4 protein-coding genes are annotated in these 15,289 nt (G+C 60.0%); 1 reads left to right on the forward strand and 3 read right to left on the reverse strand.

Features of this window, described 5'->3' with window-relative positions:
* Positions 1-17: 17 nt before the first annotated feature.
* Positions 18-2,909: an RHS repeat-associated core domain-containing protein gene (locus tag AB4N98_RS21280; protein ID WP_460148892.1), complete on the forward strand. Its 2,892-nt coding sequence runs from the start codon at positions 18-20 to the stop codon at positions 2,907-2,909.
* Positions 2,910-2,969: 60 nt separating this feature from the next.
* On the opposite strand, the gene AB4N98_RS21285 is transcribed toward AB4N98_RS21280, so the two are convergent.
* From AB4N98_RS21285 to AB4N98_RS21295, 3 genes are read right to left on the reverse strand one after another with little or no spacing between them, the layout of a single operon-like run.
* Positions 2,970-7,526, reverse strand: coding sequence for a SpvB/TcaC N-terminal domain-containing protein (locus AB4N98_RS21285; protein WP_460148893.1), 4,557 nt, complete (start codon positions 7,524-7,526; stop codon positions 2,970-2,972).
* Entirely contained in the window at positions 7,523-12,340 is a 4,818-nt protein-coding gene (locus AB4N98_RS21290; protein WP_460148894.1) for a Tc toxin subunit A-related protein, read from the reverse strand. Before AB4N98_RS21290 ends, AB4N98_RS21285 begins: the two co-directional genes overlap by 4 nt.
* Before the next feature lie 49 nt (positions 12,341-12,389).
* Positions 12,390-15,176 (reverse strand): Tc toxin subunit A, encoded by a 2,787-nt coding sequence (locus AB4N98_RS21295; RefSeq protein ID WP_223494606.1) that lies wholly within the window; start codon positions 15,174-15,176, stop codon positions 12,390-12,392.
* Between the last annotated feature and the right edge of the window lie 113 nt (positions 15,177-15,289).

Consider the following 15,289-nt stretch of genomic DNA (forward strand, 5'->3'; position numbering starts at 1 on the left):
TATTGAGGTTATGTGCCATGTCTTACGCCCAACACCAACACACCCCTACGCTGTCTGCCATTGACCCGCGCGGGTTACCGGTTCGCGGCGTGGCTTATCATCGCGAGACCGCGCGGGAGCGCCCCCAGCCACGTATCACCCGCCGAGTGTTCGGCGCCCAGGGGGCGTTGCACGAGCAGTGGGATTCGCGGCTGATCGCGCTGCAGGCGGCAGACCCAGCGGTTAAACCCAATGAGCGCGTGCAGTTGAGCCTTTCTGGAATGTTGCTGCGCATCGACCGCGTGGATGCCGGCTGGCAGTTGAGGCTGCCGGGAGCGGCTGGGCAATTGCTGGAGCAGTGGGACGCCCGCGGTGCTCATCAGCGTTATGAATACGACCGTCTGCTCCGTACCGTGGCGACGTTTGAACACGCCGCCGATCAGCCTGCCCCGCGTTGCGTCGAACGCCTGACCTATTCCCACGGCACCGCCACGCAGGGTGGCCTGCACGCCGGGCGCCTGGTGCGCCATGACGACACCGCCGGCACGCTGTTTTATGAGGCTTATGGCGTGCAGGGTCAGGTTGTGCGGCAAAGTCGAGCCTTTGCGCAACAACCGCAGATGCTCGATTGGCCTGAATCGCCAACGGCCCGTGAGCCGTTGCTGGAAGCGCAACGGTTTGTCACCACCTGGCACTATGCGGCGTCGGGCCAGCTGCTGGAGCAAGTCGACGCCAAGGGCAACCGCGCGCAGTCGCGCTATGGCCTGGAGGGGCAGCTCATGTCCGGCGCGGTGTTGCTTGCCGGCGGCCGTCGACAGGTGCTGGTGGAGCGCTGTACCTACAACGCGGCGGGTCAATTGCTGTCGGAGCGAGCCGGTAACGGCGTCGTTACCTCGGCCGATTACGCTGAGGCGGATAACCGGTTGCAGCGTTTGCGGGTGCATCGCGCGGGTGGTCAGAACCCGTCACTGCAAGTCTTGAATTATGAATACGACGGTGTTGGCAACGTTGTGCGTATTCAGGACGCGGTGCAGCCGACGCGCTGGTTCAATAACGCGCACAGCGCCGCTGACGCGGTGTATGCCTATGACACGCTTTATCAACTGATCCGCGCCACGGGACGTGAACATGCACACGCCCTGGCGGGACAGGGGCCGGCGCCGATGGTGCTGTTCGGTGCCGTGGATGACAGCCAGTGGCGCGCCTACACCCAGCAGTACAGCTACGACGCGAGTGGCAATCTCAAGACCGTCCAACACCGGCCGGCCGTCGGCACGGGGTACACCCGCGACTTCACGGTTGGCCGCTACAGCAACCACGCTTGCCTGCAACCGACGGCGGTGGATGCGCCAGGCTTGGGCCGAGGTTTCGATGCATGTGGCAATCAGCTGGAGTTGGTGCAAGGGCAGGCCATGTCATGGAATGTGCGCAACCAGTTGACGCGGGTGACCCAAGTGCGGCGTGGCCAGGATGACGACGACGATGACGAAACATACGGCTACGACGGCGGCGGCCAGCGCGTGTTCAAGCGCCGGCGCAGCCGCGGCCGGATGCGCACGTTCGTGCAAGAGGTGCGTTATTTGCCGGGGCTCGAAATCCGCAGCAATACGGCCACCGGGGAACAGTTGAATGTAATCACCGCGTCGCTGGGGCGTAGCCCCGCACGGATACTGCAATGGGAGGCAGGGCAACCCGAGGGGCTGGCGAACGAGCAGGTCCGCTTCAGCATCGGCGACCATTTGGCTAGCCGTTCGCTGGAACTGGATGGCCAGGCGCAATTGATCAGTCAGGAAGTGTTTTATCCGTTCGGTGGTACGGCCTGGTGGGCGGCCAGGAATGCCGTTGAAGCCAACTACAAAACCCTGCGCTATTCGGCTAAAGAGCGAGATGCCAGTGGGCTGTATTACTACGGGGCTCGGTATTACGCGCCTTGGTTGCAGCGCTGGATCAGCCCCGACCCGGCAGGCGCCGTTGATGGGCTGAATCTCTACGCCATGGTGGGCAATAACCCGGTGACGTTTGTTGATCGCGACGGCCTGCAAGGGCAGCGCGCAGCACCTGTGTCACCGCTAGCGCTGACCGCGGTGGCTGTTTTGATGATGCTTTTGGGGGTTATAGGCGGTGCGTTGATGGGACATGAAATGGCAGGCGCTTCTATCGGCGCATTGGTGGGGGCTGCTGTGGTGTATCGCCACCAACGACGCCCTCGAACCGAACCTGCTCAGATGACCGACAGCCAATATGGTGAACAGTTGACGAGCCTCGCCCTGCGGATGGCTGAGCATTACCGGTTGAGCAACGAAGAGGCTTCCAGGCTGCTGTCGCTTGCCTATGAACAGCGACGGGAAGTGGAAGGGGTCTCTTTCCTCGTTTCCTACGAACAAGACCTTATTTACGCGCATGCGGGCCCGTTTGCTGCAAAACCTCAAGCCGAGGCGCTGATCGCCCAGCACCGCAACCCCGCACCCGAGTTGGCTCGCATAGGCTGGGACACTCGCCAACTGCGCGGTCCAACCCGCTCGCAAACCCTGGAAAACGTACAAGCGTCCTCCGCTCCATCATTTGAAGTGGCGTCTACGTCCCATGCTTCCCGTGCACGCCGCCAGCGCAGGTCAGCGGTGGCCGAGGCGCATACGCCGGTTCAGCAAAGCCAGGCGGTAACAGCATCCGGCTTTGAGATCGACACGACGGCCGTGCAAGGAATAGACCCCCTGAGTACCCAGGGGCGCAGTATTGCTCTGGCGCTCAGCCACTTGCGCGAGGGGCGCTTTACTGCGGTTCATTGGCACCAGCATCGGGATCGACTGTGGTCCGTTGATTTGCATGGGTATCCCGGCGCGCGCGGGCGCGGTGCCTATCGGCTCATGCTGCAGCATATGGGCGGGCTGCATTATCGCGTTCAGGGGGTACGTGACCCCCACAGGCGTTGACTGCGGCCGTGGAGGCCAGGCCGTCACCGGCAACCGGTGACGGCCTTTTTTCGAGAGGCATCAGCGCAGCGGTGAATCCAGCGCAGGCTTTACCTCTTGGTAGGTATCGTTTTCATCCTCGCTCACCGTATACCAGGCCCAATACGTCATGCGGCGCATGAAACCGGCGGCGGTGAGTGTCCGTGTCGGGCGCCCAAGGGAATCGTAGAACTGCCGGTCGCTGTAGCCGAGTTCGCGCAGGGATTGATCATTGATGTAACCGTGCCTGTCGGCAAAGTAAGGGCGGTAGGTGCGAATGATCAGGCCTTGGTGGTTGAACTCGACCCGTTCGCTGACTCGCCAGCGAGGATCGGCCTGCACCTGGCGCAGCTGTTTTTTTACCGTGTTGGCATCAGCGTCAGGCGTTTCGTCGACCAGCAGGTTGCCTTGGGCGTCCACGGCGTTGGCCGGTCCTGGTTCGGTTTTTTGCTTGCTCTGCAGGGTGCGGCCAAAACCGTCCCAGTAGGTCAGGGTCATGCGCACCTGCTGTTCGGCATCGTCTGGGTAACGATCGGCCAGCAGCGTAAGCGCGTGTACCGGCGTTTGCCGGGCCGCGTCGATCAACACCTTGAGTTCTTTTTCGCTGTCGTTGAGCGGTCGACGAGTGTCTTTCAGACGTGAGCGTGCAAGGGGCCGAATATGCCCAGTGGGCAGAACATAACCACGGGTCACCCAGTCTTTTTTTACCTGGTCTTTATTGATCGCGCCCATCCAGCTGAAGGGGGCGTAGCAGTGAGCGCCGGCCATGTTCCGCAACACGGTCTTGCTGTTTTCAATGGCAAAGGCAGGCGTTGTATCGTCGGCCCGGGTGTCGTCGGCCAACGCTGAGAAGCCCACTCTGAGCCCCTGCTCATGACCGTAAAAGGTATGGGCGAGTAGCTGTCCAAACCCGTCATACCGTGCCTCTTGAACAGTGCCATTGGGGTCGACGATTTTGGTCGGCAGCAGCGACCCATAGTCATATTCGGCGGTGGTCAAACAACCATCGGGCAGTTTTACCTGGGTGACCTGAAGCCAATAAGGGTCGTAAGTAATGCTTGTTCTGCCATGCGCCTGGGTCGCTTGCAGCGCTTTGAGCCGGTAGAACTGTGTGGCATTTCCATACTGTGGGAAATAGCGTCGGATCGACCACAGGTTGCCGGCCTCGCCCGCGAACGAAAAAAACCGCTCCATGGTGTGGTAACCGCTGTCCTTGAGCTTTTGCGTCAACTCAACCGTGGGTTGGTTCGGCATCACCGGTATGTCTTCATAGATACCCAGCGCCTTTTCATCCAGCTCTGCCGCTTCAAGATAATCGGTCAGGGCCTGCGGGGTCGCGACGCCTGGCGCGAGGGTTTCCCCATGGCCGCCGGCTTCCCGGTAACGTTGCACCGTCAAGCAGCTCAGTTCGCGCGCGGCACCTGCGGCCAAGGGGCCGTTTTTCAGGTCGATGAGGGTTTCATGGCTGATCTGCTCCAGGCTTAACCCACCCGCCGCAGGGGCCTTGCCCAGTACCAGCGCGTTGCTGCGCTGGCGATACGGCAGGGCCAGGCGCTGCGGCCGCGCGTTATCCAGATGAATGTAGTACGCCAACGTCTCGCTCAGGTAATAGGACTGTTGCGCGCTGTCATGGGTGTCGCGCCACCATTGCCGTTGAGGGTCGTCGGTGAGCACGGCGGGTGGCGCGTCCTCGGCGGTGGTCCGGCGCGCGTAGTGTACCGTCACGCCATGCACCAGGCAGCCATAGGCGTCCCGGCGCAGGTTGATCTGGTGCCGGCACACAGGATCGTCCGCTACGCCTTCATATTGATAACTGATCGATTCCAGCGGCAGTAACAGCAGCCTGGCATCGCGCGCGTGCGTGCTGATGGGGGCCAGTTCGCGAACCTGATAACGATGCACCTGCACTGAATAGGGCGGCCGGTGTGGCGCGGTATCCACGGCCACCACTTCGCTGCGTAAAACCATCCCGCTGAGTGCGCGCGCGGCCTGACGCAACAGCGCGGGCGCGGGCGCATGGATCACCTCATCGTGATGGCCGATGGGATCGGCCGGGTCGACGGCCCGGTGTTTGCTGAGCAACGTGGGGCCCAATGCCTTGGCTTGCCGGTCATGCGCGCTGGCGCCGCGGGTCGGCATGTCCAGCTGTTGCCCGGTATGGAACCAGGTTTTGTGCACCACCGGTGCGCTGAAACCGGCCGCGTCTGGGGGGTTACCGTCGGCCTCGGTGTCGGTTTGCAGCAGTAGGCCAAAGCCGCGAAATTCAAGGTCTTCGCGGTCGTAGTAGGCGCAGCGGTAACGCAGGTGATGGGTAAGCCGGTTGCCGGTAATTTCGTCTTGTTGGGTATGCGCGCGCACCACGTGGATCGCAAAGGGCAAATGGCTGATGGCGGGCTGGCCGGCGGCCTTGAGTTCGTGTTTTTCATCCAGCCACTCTTGGGCGCTGCTGCGGTACTGGATGGAGGCTTGGGCGCCCATGTTGTTAGAGGTTTTGATCAGCAGGCAGGGCTTGTTGTTGAAAAAGTCATAGCGCCAGTGAATGGGCGACTGGTGGGCGGCGCTCAGGATCAGGCTCGGGCAGCCCAGGCCTTGCACATCGACCAGGCTGACCTGGCAGTGATCGTCATGCACGATGCCCTTGGGCCAGGGCACCTTGACCGGCTCCGTCTCGAAGCCGTTGCCGCCGTTGTTGAGGAAAACCAGCAGGTGTTCGGGGCTCGGGTACAGTAAGTCCGTGGCACCGCTGCCCGCCAGATCGGCGAGCAGCACATTGCTTGCCTTGAACGTACGGTAAGAGAACGGCAGCGTGGCCAGTACAAAACCCTTGGCGAAACGCCCCCGGCCCAGGTTTGGCCAGCATTTCACTTCGTTGTGACGGATGCGCACCAAGTGCTGTTGCCCGCTGGCGAGGACGTCGCTGAAGGCCACCAGTTCGTCAGGTGAGGACGAGAGCGTCGGCAAGCTGTCGTCGTCCAAGTGAAGGACTTCGGTGGCCGGCGCGAAGCCGGATTTTCTGCGGTTGGCATACAGGCGCACGCTGCGGGGGCCGATCATGGCGAAATCACTGCGTCCGGCGCCCATCAAGTCAGCCAGCGCGCCCCGGGGATGGAAAAACTCCGATGGGAACGCATCGAATGGGGTAAATGCCGACCAGTTGCGCTGTTCGTCCAGGGCGAAAAAACCACTCATTCCAGGCTGGGCGACGATCCAGTCCAAGCGGCCGTCGCCCTCAAGGTCGGCCAGTGCCTGGTGGATGGGGCGGCTGCTGTCAGCGACCGGCACTCGCGCCAGCGCTTGGGCGATGCCGTACGTCACTTCGTCACCGGTAGGTGCGGCGGGTGCCCTGAGCGGCTCTCGGTAGTACCAACTTTTGTCGCTGCGGTAGAGGATCCCCGGGATCCCTTCGCCATACAGATCGACCAATTGGTAGCGATTGCCATCGTTGAGTCCCGCCATCGCACCAAGCGGTTGGTAACGGCTCTGATCCGTCCTGAGCCGGCTCGATTCATAGGCACATTCCAGCGGTGGGCGGCTCACGCATTGGCCCGCGCTGTCGAAGGCCTGCTCATGCACGGCGCCCAACAGATTGACTTTGCCGATGAGGCGGTATTCCAGCAACAGACGCCTGGCCAGCACCGGCTCGGCAGCCATTTTGGGCTCATCGGGAAAGTGGTGAAACATCAGGATCTGCCGGCACAGGCGCAGGGTGCGTAACTCAAAACCGAAGGAAAAGTCCGAGCTGGCGTCAGGTCGTATGCGCCAGGCGCGGGTGGGTTCATAGGTCGTCGGTTTGGACCATTGGATGGCGCGCTCGCCGTAATCGAACAGCAATTGAAAGTGCCAGCCCATAGCCGGCTTCTCGTCGGTATGCCACAGGTACAGGTGTTCTTGTTTCCTGGCCGTGAAGTTGCCGTAGCAGATGCGTTCCAGGTAGTGCTGGGCACGGCAATCGCGTGGGTAGCGCGAGGTGTCGGTCTCTGGCGTGTAGTGATAGTAAATATGCTCGCCGTGGGCATTCAGGCTTTCCTGCAACAACCATTGCGCCACGTGCTGTGGTTCGTCCGGGTCGGCAATGCGCGCCAGCGCTGTTTTGCCATAGAAGTGCTGGCTGCCGTCAGCGCCGTGTATCAGCCAGAAGCCTGCGGTATCGGTTGCTGATCGCCAATGCTCGATGATGTCGAAGCTGCTTTCGACTCGCGCAAAGTAGCGAACCACACGATAGGCCGTGCCCGCTACCGTGGACGGGCGGTCGAGCGTCGCGCCTTGAGCGTCGCGCTCGGGCAACCAGGTTTGCGCGTCGGGCCCGATGAACTCGTCGTGTTCCGTGTAGGCAGGCACGCCATGGGCCGTGCGTCGGCGGATGGCGCTCAGGTTGATCGTCCACCCCAAGCCGAAGGGGCCGTTTCCCGCCGTGCTGTGGTAACTCAGCGTCATGGCCGGCGCATACCCCCTGGCGGGAGAAATCGGTAAGGCAATCTCAAAGGTCGCCGTACCGCTGATGCCGACGTTGGCCCAGCCCTTGCCGGTGCCTTGAATGGCGCCGCCGCCTTTGGGCAGCGTGGGTGGGTTGATCTGCAGGTCAGGCGTGTCGTTGCTCATACCTGGGCCCCCGCTGCGGGCTTGACCCGCGCGGTGTAGCGCAGGTGAATGACAATGTCGTTGATCGATTCCAGGATGGCTTTTTGCATGTCGTGATTGGGAAACGTCAGGGTCCATTCGGAAATGGCGCCCGTGTACTCGAACGGCAAGTAGCGCTCGTGACTGTCGAACGTGAGCGCAAACAGGCCGTTGTCATCCAAACCGGTGGACAGCGCGATTTGCTGATGGGCGCGCTTATCCTTGATCGAGGTACCGTTGGGCAATTCGATCTCGTGGCTGGTCTGGGTCAGTATCGCCTTGATGTCTTCATACGCGCCCAGGGTCGCCGGCAACGACACGCTGATGCCTTTGATGCGCCGCAGGATGTGGTTGGGGTAGTCCTCTTCGAAGAGCGTTCGGGGCAATTTGAAGCAAAGCGCGCCATCGCTGATTAGTTGTTTTTTCAAGTGGGCCCACAGCGCCGGAGTGTCCGCTTGAGCGGTCTCACTGAGTTCGGAGGTGTTGGTCGGGACAAGGGGTTGGACGTTGCAGTCGAGCACGCGGTGTCGCAGGGAAAGGGTCTTGACGATTTCCAGATCGCGAACATTGGTTTGCAGGTACGCGTCGTTCATTTTCAGCAGCGACAGCTTCAGGGCTTCGCCCGCGAGGTAACCGCGGTAACGGGTGTTCCAGGCCCCTGTTTGGATAAATGAGCGGTTGTCGGCCATTTCGTATTGCCAGCTCGCTTCGGCTGCCCGGCACAGGCCCAGGCTCAGGTCGTAGGCCTGGTAGAAGAACTGGCCGAGCTGAGCATTGAGCCAATCGTAGAGCTGGGCGTTGGCGAAGCGTTTGATCAGCAATTGATAGCTCGACCAGGCCTGGGCGAGGGTCGTCTGCGCCAGGCGCAATTGCAGGCGCGTGGCCTTTTCCTGCTCGGCATAGGCTTGCAACTGGGCATCGACCTGGGCCAGTTCGAATCGGGCCTGTTCCTGGGCATGGGCCCACTCTTGTGCGCGACGCTTGAATTGTTCGGTACGGTCCAGGTCCGACGCGGTGCTGCGCAGGGCTGTCGCGGCCCCTTGGGCCAGTGCTTGTGCGGCATGGAATGGGCCTTCCCAGCGCGAACCACCGACCGACGTGCCGACGATGTTCGGCGCCATCATCGCAATGCCGGCCCCGGCGCCCGCGACCGCGCCTGCGGCATCGAACACATTACTGGCCAGGTAAAGCTGCCCCGCCTTGGTTTCGTGGTGGCTGACACCCTCGGTGAGCAGATGCTGGTAATAGCCCAGCCGGGCTTCGATGATCTGTCGGCTGATAGACAGCGCCTGGCGGTTTTTCTCGTCGATCAACAACGCCTGGGTGTGTTGCATGACCACGATATTGGCCAGGTCCCAGGCTTGTTGATGTTGCAGTTCCAGGTATTCGGCCTGGTCCTTGCGCTCATTGAGCGTCAGCAGCGTATTGCCGAATTGGATCACTGCGTCGGTGGCCGCCAGGGCATGGCCGAGCATGATCTGGAAACGATAGTGGCCAACCTGCGCAGAGGGAAAGGCCGCCGCGCCCACTGCCGGGACGAGGCCGTCTTTGACCTGGCTGGCCAACAGCGTTGGCGCTGCCAATGGCGCGCCGTACAACGCCAGCTGCAGCGGTTTGCCGGTGATGTCGAGGTTGTGCCGCAGGTTATGCAGGCGGCTTTCGAGTTTGTCCCAGCGCGCCACGAGGTCGGTGTTGAACGGCAGGCAGAGCTTGTCGGTGGGGGCCGGCAGCGCGCGTGCGGCGTCGTCGACCGGTCTGTCCATATCGATTGACGGTGTCGACCATTCCAATTCGCGTAGCGCCTGCGAAGGGGTTGTGACCAACGTACGCAGCGTGATGCTGGCCCAGGGCTCGGTAGTGGTGATGGTGGGGCGTGCGCCCAGCAGCCGATTGACCCGCGTGTACCAGAGTTTGGCCTGTGTCAGGCTGTCGGGCGTCAGCTGTCGGTAGGCGGCATCGCCACGGTTGATCAGGATATCGAGGAAAAACAGGTACACCGCCTTGCGAAAGTACAGGGGAGTACGAATCGCCAGTTCGTGCGGGTCGTGTGAGATTGCGCCAGGCACGGCCTCCCGCCGGGCCAGTTCGTTGAAGCCCCAGTAGGCCGGGCGGCCGATGGCGGCGTCGGCTGCGCGTGCGGGGTCGAAGATGTAAGTGAGCCAGGCTTGGGCTTCTTCGTGTTGCTGCTCCTGATCCAGGCGGTGAGCGACCAGCCAGGGCAGGTACAGAAACAATTCCCAGAAGTACTGGCCGTAAGCCCCTTGAAAGTCGATAGCCTCGGCCACTTGTTTTTCCGCCAGGGGAGGCTCTTGCCAGTGTTGCGGGGTTAACGAAAACACCTGTTCCAGGCCTGTATTGGCGGCCTTGACCAGCTTGTCGGCAACGCAGGTGTTCATACGAAGGGTCTTGGGCGTATCGCTGGCCGCGTTGGGCGTGCTGCCCGAGAAATCAATGAATTGGGCGGTGCCGAGCGGGAGCGACGTGTAGGTGTTGATACGCGGGGCAAGTTGTTGGAGGGCCGCCGATATCGTGGAGACGGCGGTTGATTTCAGTTCAACCGCTTTCAGGGCACAGCCAAGCGTCTGGGTGCGGTTCTCGTTAATCTCAAGCGTCAACACCCCATGGATAAGCGTAACGCCCGCTTTCAACATTTCGGCTGTCATCGGAATGCGGGCGGTGACTTTATGCCCGATCGACAATTCGGGGCTGGAGCCGACGAGGCTGGTATGGGCGGTGTCCTGCAAGTTGAGGATTCGGGCCGAGCCTTCGTTGATATGCTCTACAAGGGGGTATTCGGCAAAGTTGGAACGCATGACGACATGCTTATACACGCGGTATTTCTCGATTTTTGCGTCGCAGCGAATAAGCGATAGCGCATTCGTTCCGTGAAGTGCGACCAGGCCGCTGGGCAGGGTGGCCGTGGTGAAGCGGTTGGTCAGGACGTCGAACGTGTGATGGGTGTTTTGATACAGGTGTATGAAAGCGCTCCTGTCGATGAACTTACCTTCCAGCGATATAGCCTCTTCGCCATCCGGTGTCGGCTTGATCAAGCGCGACTCGTCATCGTGGATGCAGTTGATGAACTCTTCGTGAGTAACCCCATCTCTGAGGAAGATGGCATAGAAGCCCGCTTTGTAATTTGAGTACGCATCGGTGAAGCGCGAACCGGCACTGAGTTTTAGTTGGGGGGTAGTGGCATCGCCCAGCGTTTCAGTGGTCAGGGTTAACGTGTAATCCCCTTTCTTTATGGTGACCGTGTAAGGGTGCTGAAATGTGCCATTGAGGGTGGAAGTGAATACCAGCTCCTGAGTGTCTGGGTCGAAACTCGATGAGTTGTATTTGGCCTCTTCAATGGATGTTTTATTGCCCAGATAGTCCCAGTTTGTATAGTTCGGCTCCAGGGTGGCCTGGGTGATTGAGTGTTTGGTTGAAGGGGAAAATTTGAACTGGAGATTGCCTTGGTTTGTATGCCCGAACAGCGTGAAGTGCTGTCGAGAAGTGCCGAGCAATAATTCGTTGTAATACTCTTCATGTTCCGGGTCGTTGCCGGCGAGGGCCTGTTTGACTTGTTGCTGCTGGGACGGCTGAAAGTACTTCAATAATTCATGTATTTCTTCGGATAACTCCGAGCCCTGTGGCACTTTGTATCGCCCAGGCGTGCCGCCGTCGGCGATTTTTATCATATTGAAGTGGGGGTCTACCTCTACGGCCTGGAAAAATTTGCCACTGAAGGGTTCCTGTTGTTTCGGATCGGTCGTATGCAAGCCTAAAAACAGCCGAGCCGGCGTATTCGAGGAAGCGGCATCCACGATCGCCACGGTGTGCGTGAGGGATTTGATCGCGGCAAGGTCAACCCCATTGATTTCCTGCGCTGCGCAGTACTCCTCAATACAGGTTTGGGCCGCGCTCCAGCTGTCATTGTGTTTTTTATAAGAAAAATTAAGACGGAATTTAGGAAAGTGACTGTCCGCCCATTCGTTGAGGCGTTGTTTAGTGTCCGGTTTCGCTGGCGTGGTTTTGAAGGCGCTGGTCGGCGCGGGTTTACTGCATTCGGCCCAGACTAAAAACAGCCGGTTATTAAAAAATACCGGGCGAATACTTGCCTCGATGGTGTCTTCGGAGAGTGTCAGGTTGATCTTTTTCCACGCCGACCAAGCGTCTGGAAAAAGCCGCTCGCCGGAGCGTCTGGAGAGGTCAAGGCTGCGCCAGTAATAGGTATTCTCGGAGCTGGACTTGCCAACGAAGTAATAGGTGCTGCGGTACAGCGCAGTGGTGTTGCCGTCGATATAGCCGTTGAGCGTACGGATATTGGCGATTTCTTCGAAACGCGCCAGGTAACTCTGTACCGCCGTCACGACGCTGTCTGATTGCACTCGATACTGGCTCAGCTCGTTTTCCAACTGCTGGAAACTATCGGTTTTATTGCGACGCAGCGTCGGGTCCAGGTAGTTGGCCGGGTGGTAACGCAATTGCTGGCTGGCGCTCCAGACCGGGTAAGTGTGCAGTCGCTCACGCCAAAGCCGGTCATGCTGCGCGCTCATCCCCTGGTTTTCGTAACCCGCTTCCAGGCCCAGTTGAATGCGCGTGATGTATTGCTGAAGGCTGGCAATGGCGCAGGCCACGGGGCTGGTCGGTACCGCTCGGCTGACTTGAACGTCGAGCAGCCAGTATTCGTAGAGGTCATCGGCGTTGCTGAGCTTGTCTTTGAGTGAGGCAGGTACTTTGTGGGCCAGGTAGTACGCGAGCATCGCGTCGCGCAGGCGTTCATCGGGGTGTTGATTGAACAGGTGAGACATGATCAGTCCTTGAACAGGTCGAAAGGGGCGGTGGTGAAGGTGCGGCTATTTATTGATCAGTACGCGCGAGCGCCTCGCTGACGACCTTCCATTCCTCCAGCGTCGAGGTGCTTTGCAATTGGCAGGCGCGCAGGAGCATCCCGGCCGACAGTTGGGTGTCGAGACTTGCCTGGTGGCAGCGCAGCACCCAGTCCAGACGGCTCATTGAGGTAATACGAGGAGGGCTTAAATGGTGGCTCAGCACTTCGATTTCTTCAGTGCGCCAGCCCAATAGTTGCGCGAGGTGCTCATCGGTTTCATGACGGCTGGTCAGCGAGACACCGTTGGGTGGGCGATTGGCATAATCGAAGTAGTCGAATAATTGTTGTTCCGACAGGTTGTAGCGGTCGATGCAGTGTTTGAACCGTTGCAGCAGGTAGAGGGTGTTCAGAGACAATTCCAGCAATGAAAACGTCGGATATGCCTGATCAAGCCAGTGCGGTTTGGCCAGGAATTGATGCAGCGCCTGCGGGCTGATCGACAGTTGCAACAACTCGGTGGCGTTGGGCAGCAACAGGATCAGGTAACCCAGGGTTTGCAGAGGCGGCGCTGATTGGGTGAAGGGCATGTACAACCGGGAGAGCGCGCTATGGCTCTCATATTTCAGGTGCAGCTCGGATTCGCCGGCGGGTTGGGGGTGAGCGTTAATGAGGGGGCGCAGGCGAAGGTAGAGTTCCCATAACTCGCCGATGGTCTTGACCAGTTCGGGGAGTAGTTTTTCCTTCGCTTGCTCAATGAAATGCTTCTGACGGTCATGTTGAACGCTGATAGGGCAGGTGCCGAGGGCTTCGTCGAGCGCCTGCTCCACAGTGCCTGTGAAACGCGCCCGCGACATGGCGCTGTGAATGATTGACTGCCAGTTAATCGCTGTCAGCCGCGGTGTCTCGTCGTAGGGTTGTTGCGGAAGCGTCAGCTTGTTCACTCGATCTGTCAGGGCGTTTTGGTCGTAGTCGGCGAACCTCTTCAGCAGTGCGTTAACCGCCGAGTCAGTGCTCGCCAGCCCTTGCAACCATTGGCGACGCAACCACGATGGGCCAGTGCCCTGGGCCTTGAGCCATTGGCTGGCCCAGTCCAGTTGCATCAGTAGATCCAGGAAGTCAGGCAACCCCTGTGGTGCGGCGCGCAAATTCGGGTTGAGCAGTTGTGGCTGGAGTTGCAGCAGGTTGGCCAGTTGCTGGCATTCCAGGACGGACAGGCCAAACAGACGGGCAATGCGTGCTTGCCTGTAGATTTTGCTGAGGGTGAGGATGTTGCGTTCTGCAAAGGTGTTTGTGCTGATCAGCAACCCCAGCGAGTCGGGTGTGTCTTGCAGGCCAAGGGCGGCGCTGAGTTGTTGCCGGGTGTTCATATCGAATGGCCTGTTATCCAGGCGCAGTGGCGGCGAGTCGGTGCGGTTGAACACCTGATCGAACAGCGACAGATCTTGGCCCGAGCCGTGAACGGGCATTTGATGGACCAGCGCGGCAAACTCTTCGGCGTGTAACCCGTAGCGTTTATTCAGGTAGCGATAGACGCCCAGTGCGCGCAGGGTGTTGTGGTTGATCATCAGCAGCGTGCTATTGGTGCTGTTCTCGCCGCGCATGACGCTGACGATCAGCGTGTCCAAGTGCGCAAACGGGATATCGAGCCAGCGCTGCAAGCGGACCATGCGCTGCAAACGGTCAAAACGTTCAAGCGACACGTTTGACAGTTTGTCCGGCGCTTGCGCGTCCAGGCTGATGGGGGAATGCCCTGGCGCGTTGACGTAGCAGGCGCCATAGGTAAGGCCGGTGTCTTGCAGGCAGTTGGGCGATTTGCTGGGTTGATGGGCCTGTTGCGCAAGCAGCGCCTGAAGCTGTTCGGCGTCCAGCTGAGTATGTTGCAGAAAATCCGCGATCTTTTCCGGCGCGCCCACATCAGCGTTGTAATACGTTCGATAGAAGTCAGCGGCGCCGTGGGTGTGGGCCAATGGGCTTTTGAGCATGTTCTGCTGTTCGGGGCTTAACCCGCTGAGTAAGCACTGCACCTCATCATTAGGGGCGGTGACGAGTCCGTAGACGCTGGAGTTGCCTGCTATGGGCAGCTTGCGGCTGATGCGATAACTGAGCTCCCCCAGCGCGGGTTTTGCCCCAGAGAGCGCGTAGTGGCAGGTGTAATGGTAGACGTTGAACGGCAGGGAGTAGGGGTACCACGTGTCGCTCAATAAGGCATAGGTATCGGTTGTTGGCGTGTCCGCGATATTGCTTAGCAGGGTGTGGTTGATGATCGACAACATGGGCTGTTGTTCCGACACGCTGCGCGAGTCGATCAGCAGGCCCTTCAGGTCGGGGCGGCGCTCGGTCAGCTTGGTGGCGCTGGGCCCCAGGGCGTTTTTTTCCAGTTGCTCGGCGAATAGATAGAGTTCGCGCAGGTAAGCGGCCGGCGAATCGACCGCGGCAATGGATGTGCTGGCGCAGAACTGATCCCAGTTTTCTTCGAACAGGGCTTTATAGGTGGCACCTGCTGCGCTTTTGGCTGCGCCGATGCGCCGTTTGTGGCGCAGCGACGAAGCGTCCGAGCCGACCTGGTTTTCGCGAAATACCCCTTCCAGTTGGGCGACTGCACTCTGGGCCTTGAGGTATATCGATTGGGCGTCGTCGTCGTTATATGCAGCCAGTTGCCTGGCGAATTGCTTTTCGGATAACCGCACGATGTCGAACACCGAATGGATGTTCAAGCGTTGCAAGGCGGTCTTCAGGTCGTCCCGGCCCGGCGCGGGAGGGTTTGCGTGGTCGATCAGTCGAGTCAGTAAAGGGCTGCTGTCGGCGTCCATATCCATACGTTTCCTTGGGCTTCGCCGGTGAGTCGGCGGGTAGCGGGAAACGCTATCACGTAGGTCCCCAAGGTTCAGGTCAGCCATGTCGCGATGGGCGTGGGGAAATATCACTGGCT

This window comes from Pseudomonas sp. S3_E10, from assembly GCF_054667615.1.

Coding starts and splice junctions, on each gene's coding strand:
- AB4N98_RS21295 (WP_223494606.1), bottom strand. CDS start 15,176: ATGGATATGGACGCCGACAGCAGCCCTTTACTGACTCGACTGATCGAC.
- AB4N98_RS21280 (WP_460148892.1), top strand. CDS start 18: ATGTCTTACGCCCAACACCAACACACCCCTACGCTGTCTGCCATTGAC.
- AB4N98_RS21290 (WP_460148894.1), bottom strand. CDS start 12,340: ATGTCTCACCTGTTCAATCAACACCCCGATGAACGCCTGCGCGACGCG.
- AB4N98_RS21285 (WP_460148893.1), bottom strand. CDS start 7,526: ATGAGCAACGACACGCCTGACCTGCAGATCAACCCACCCACGCTGCCC.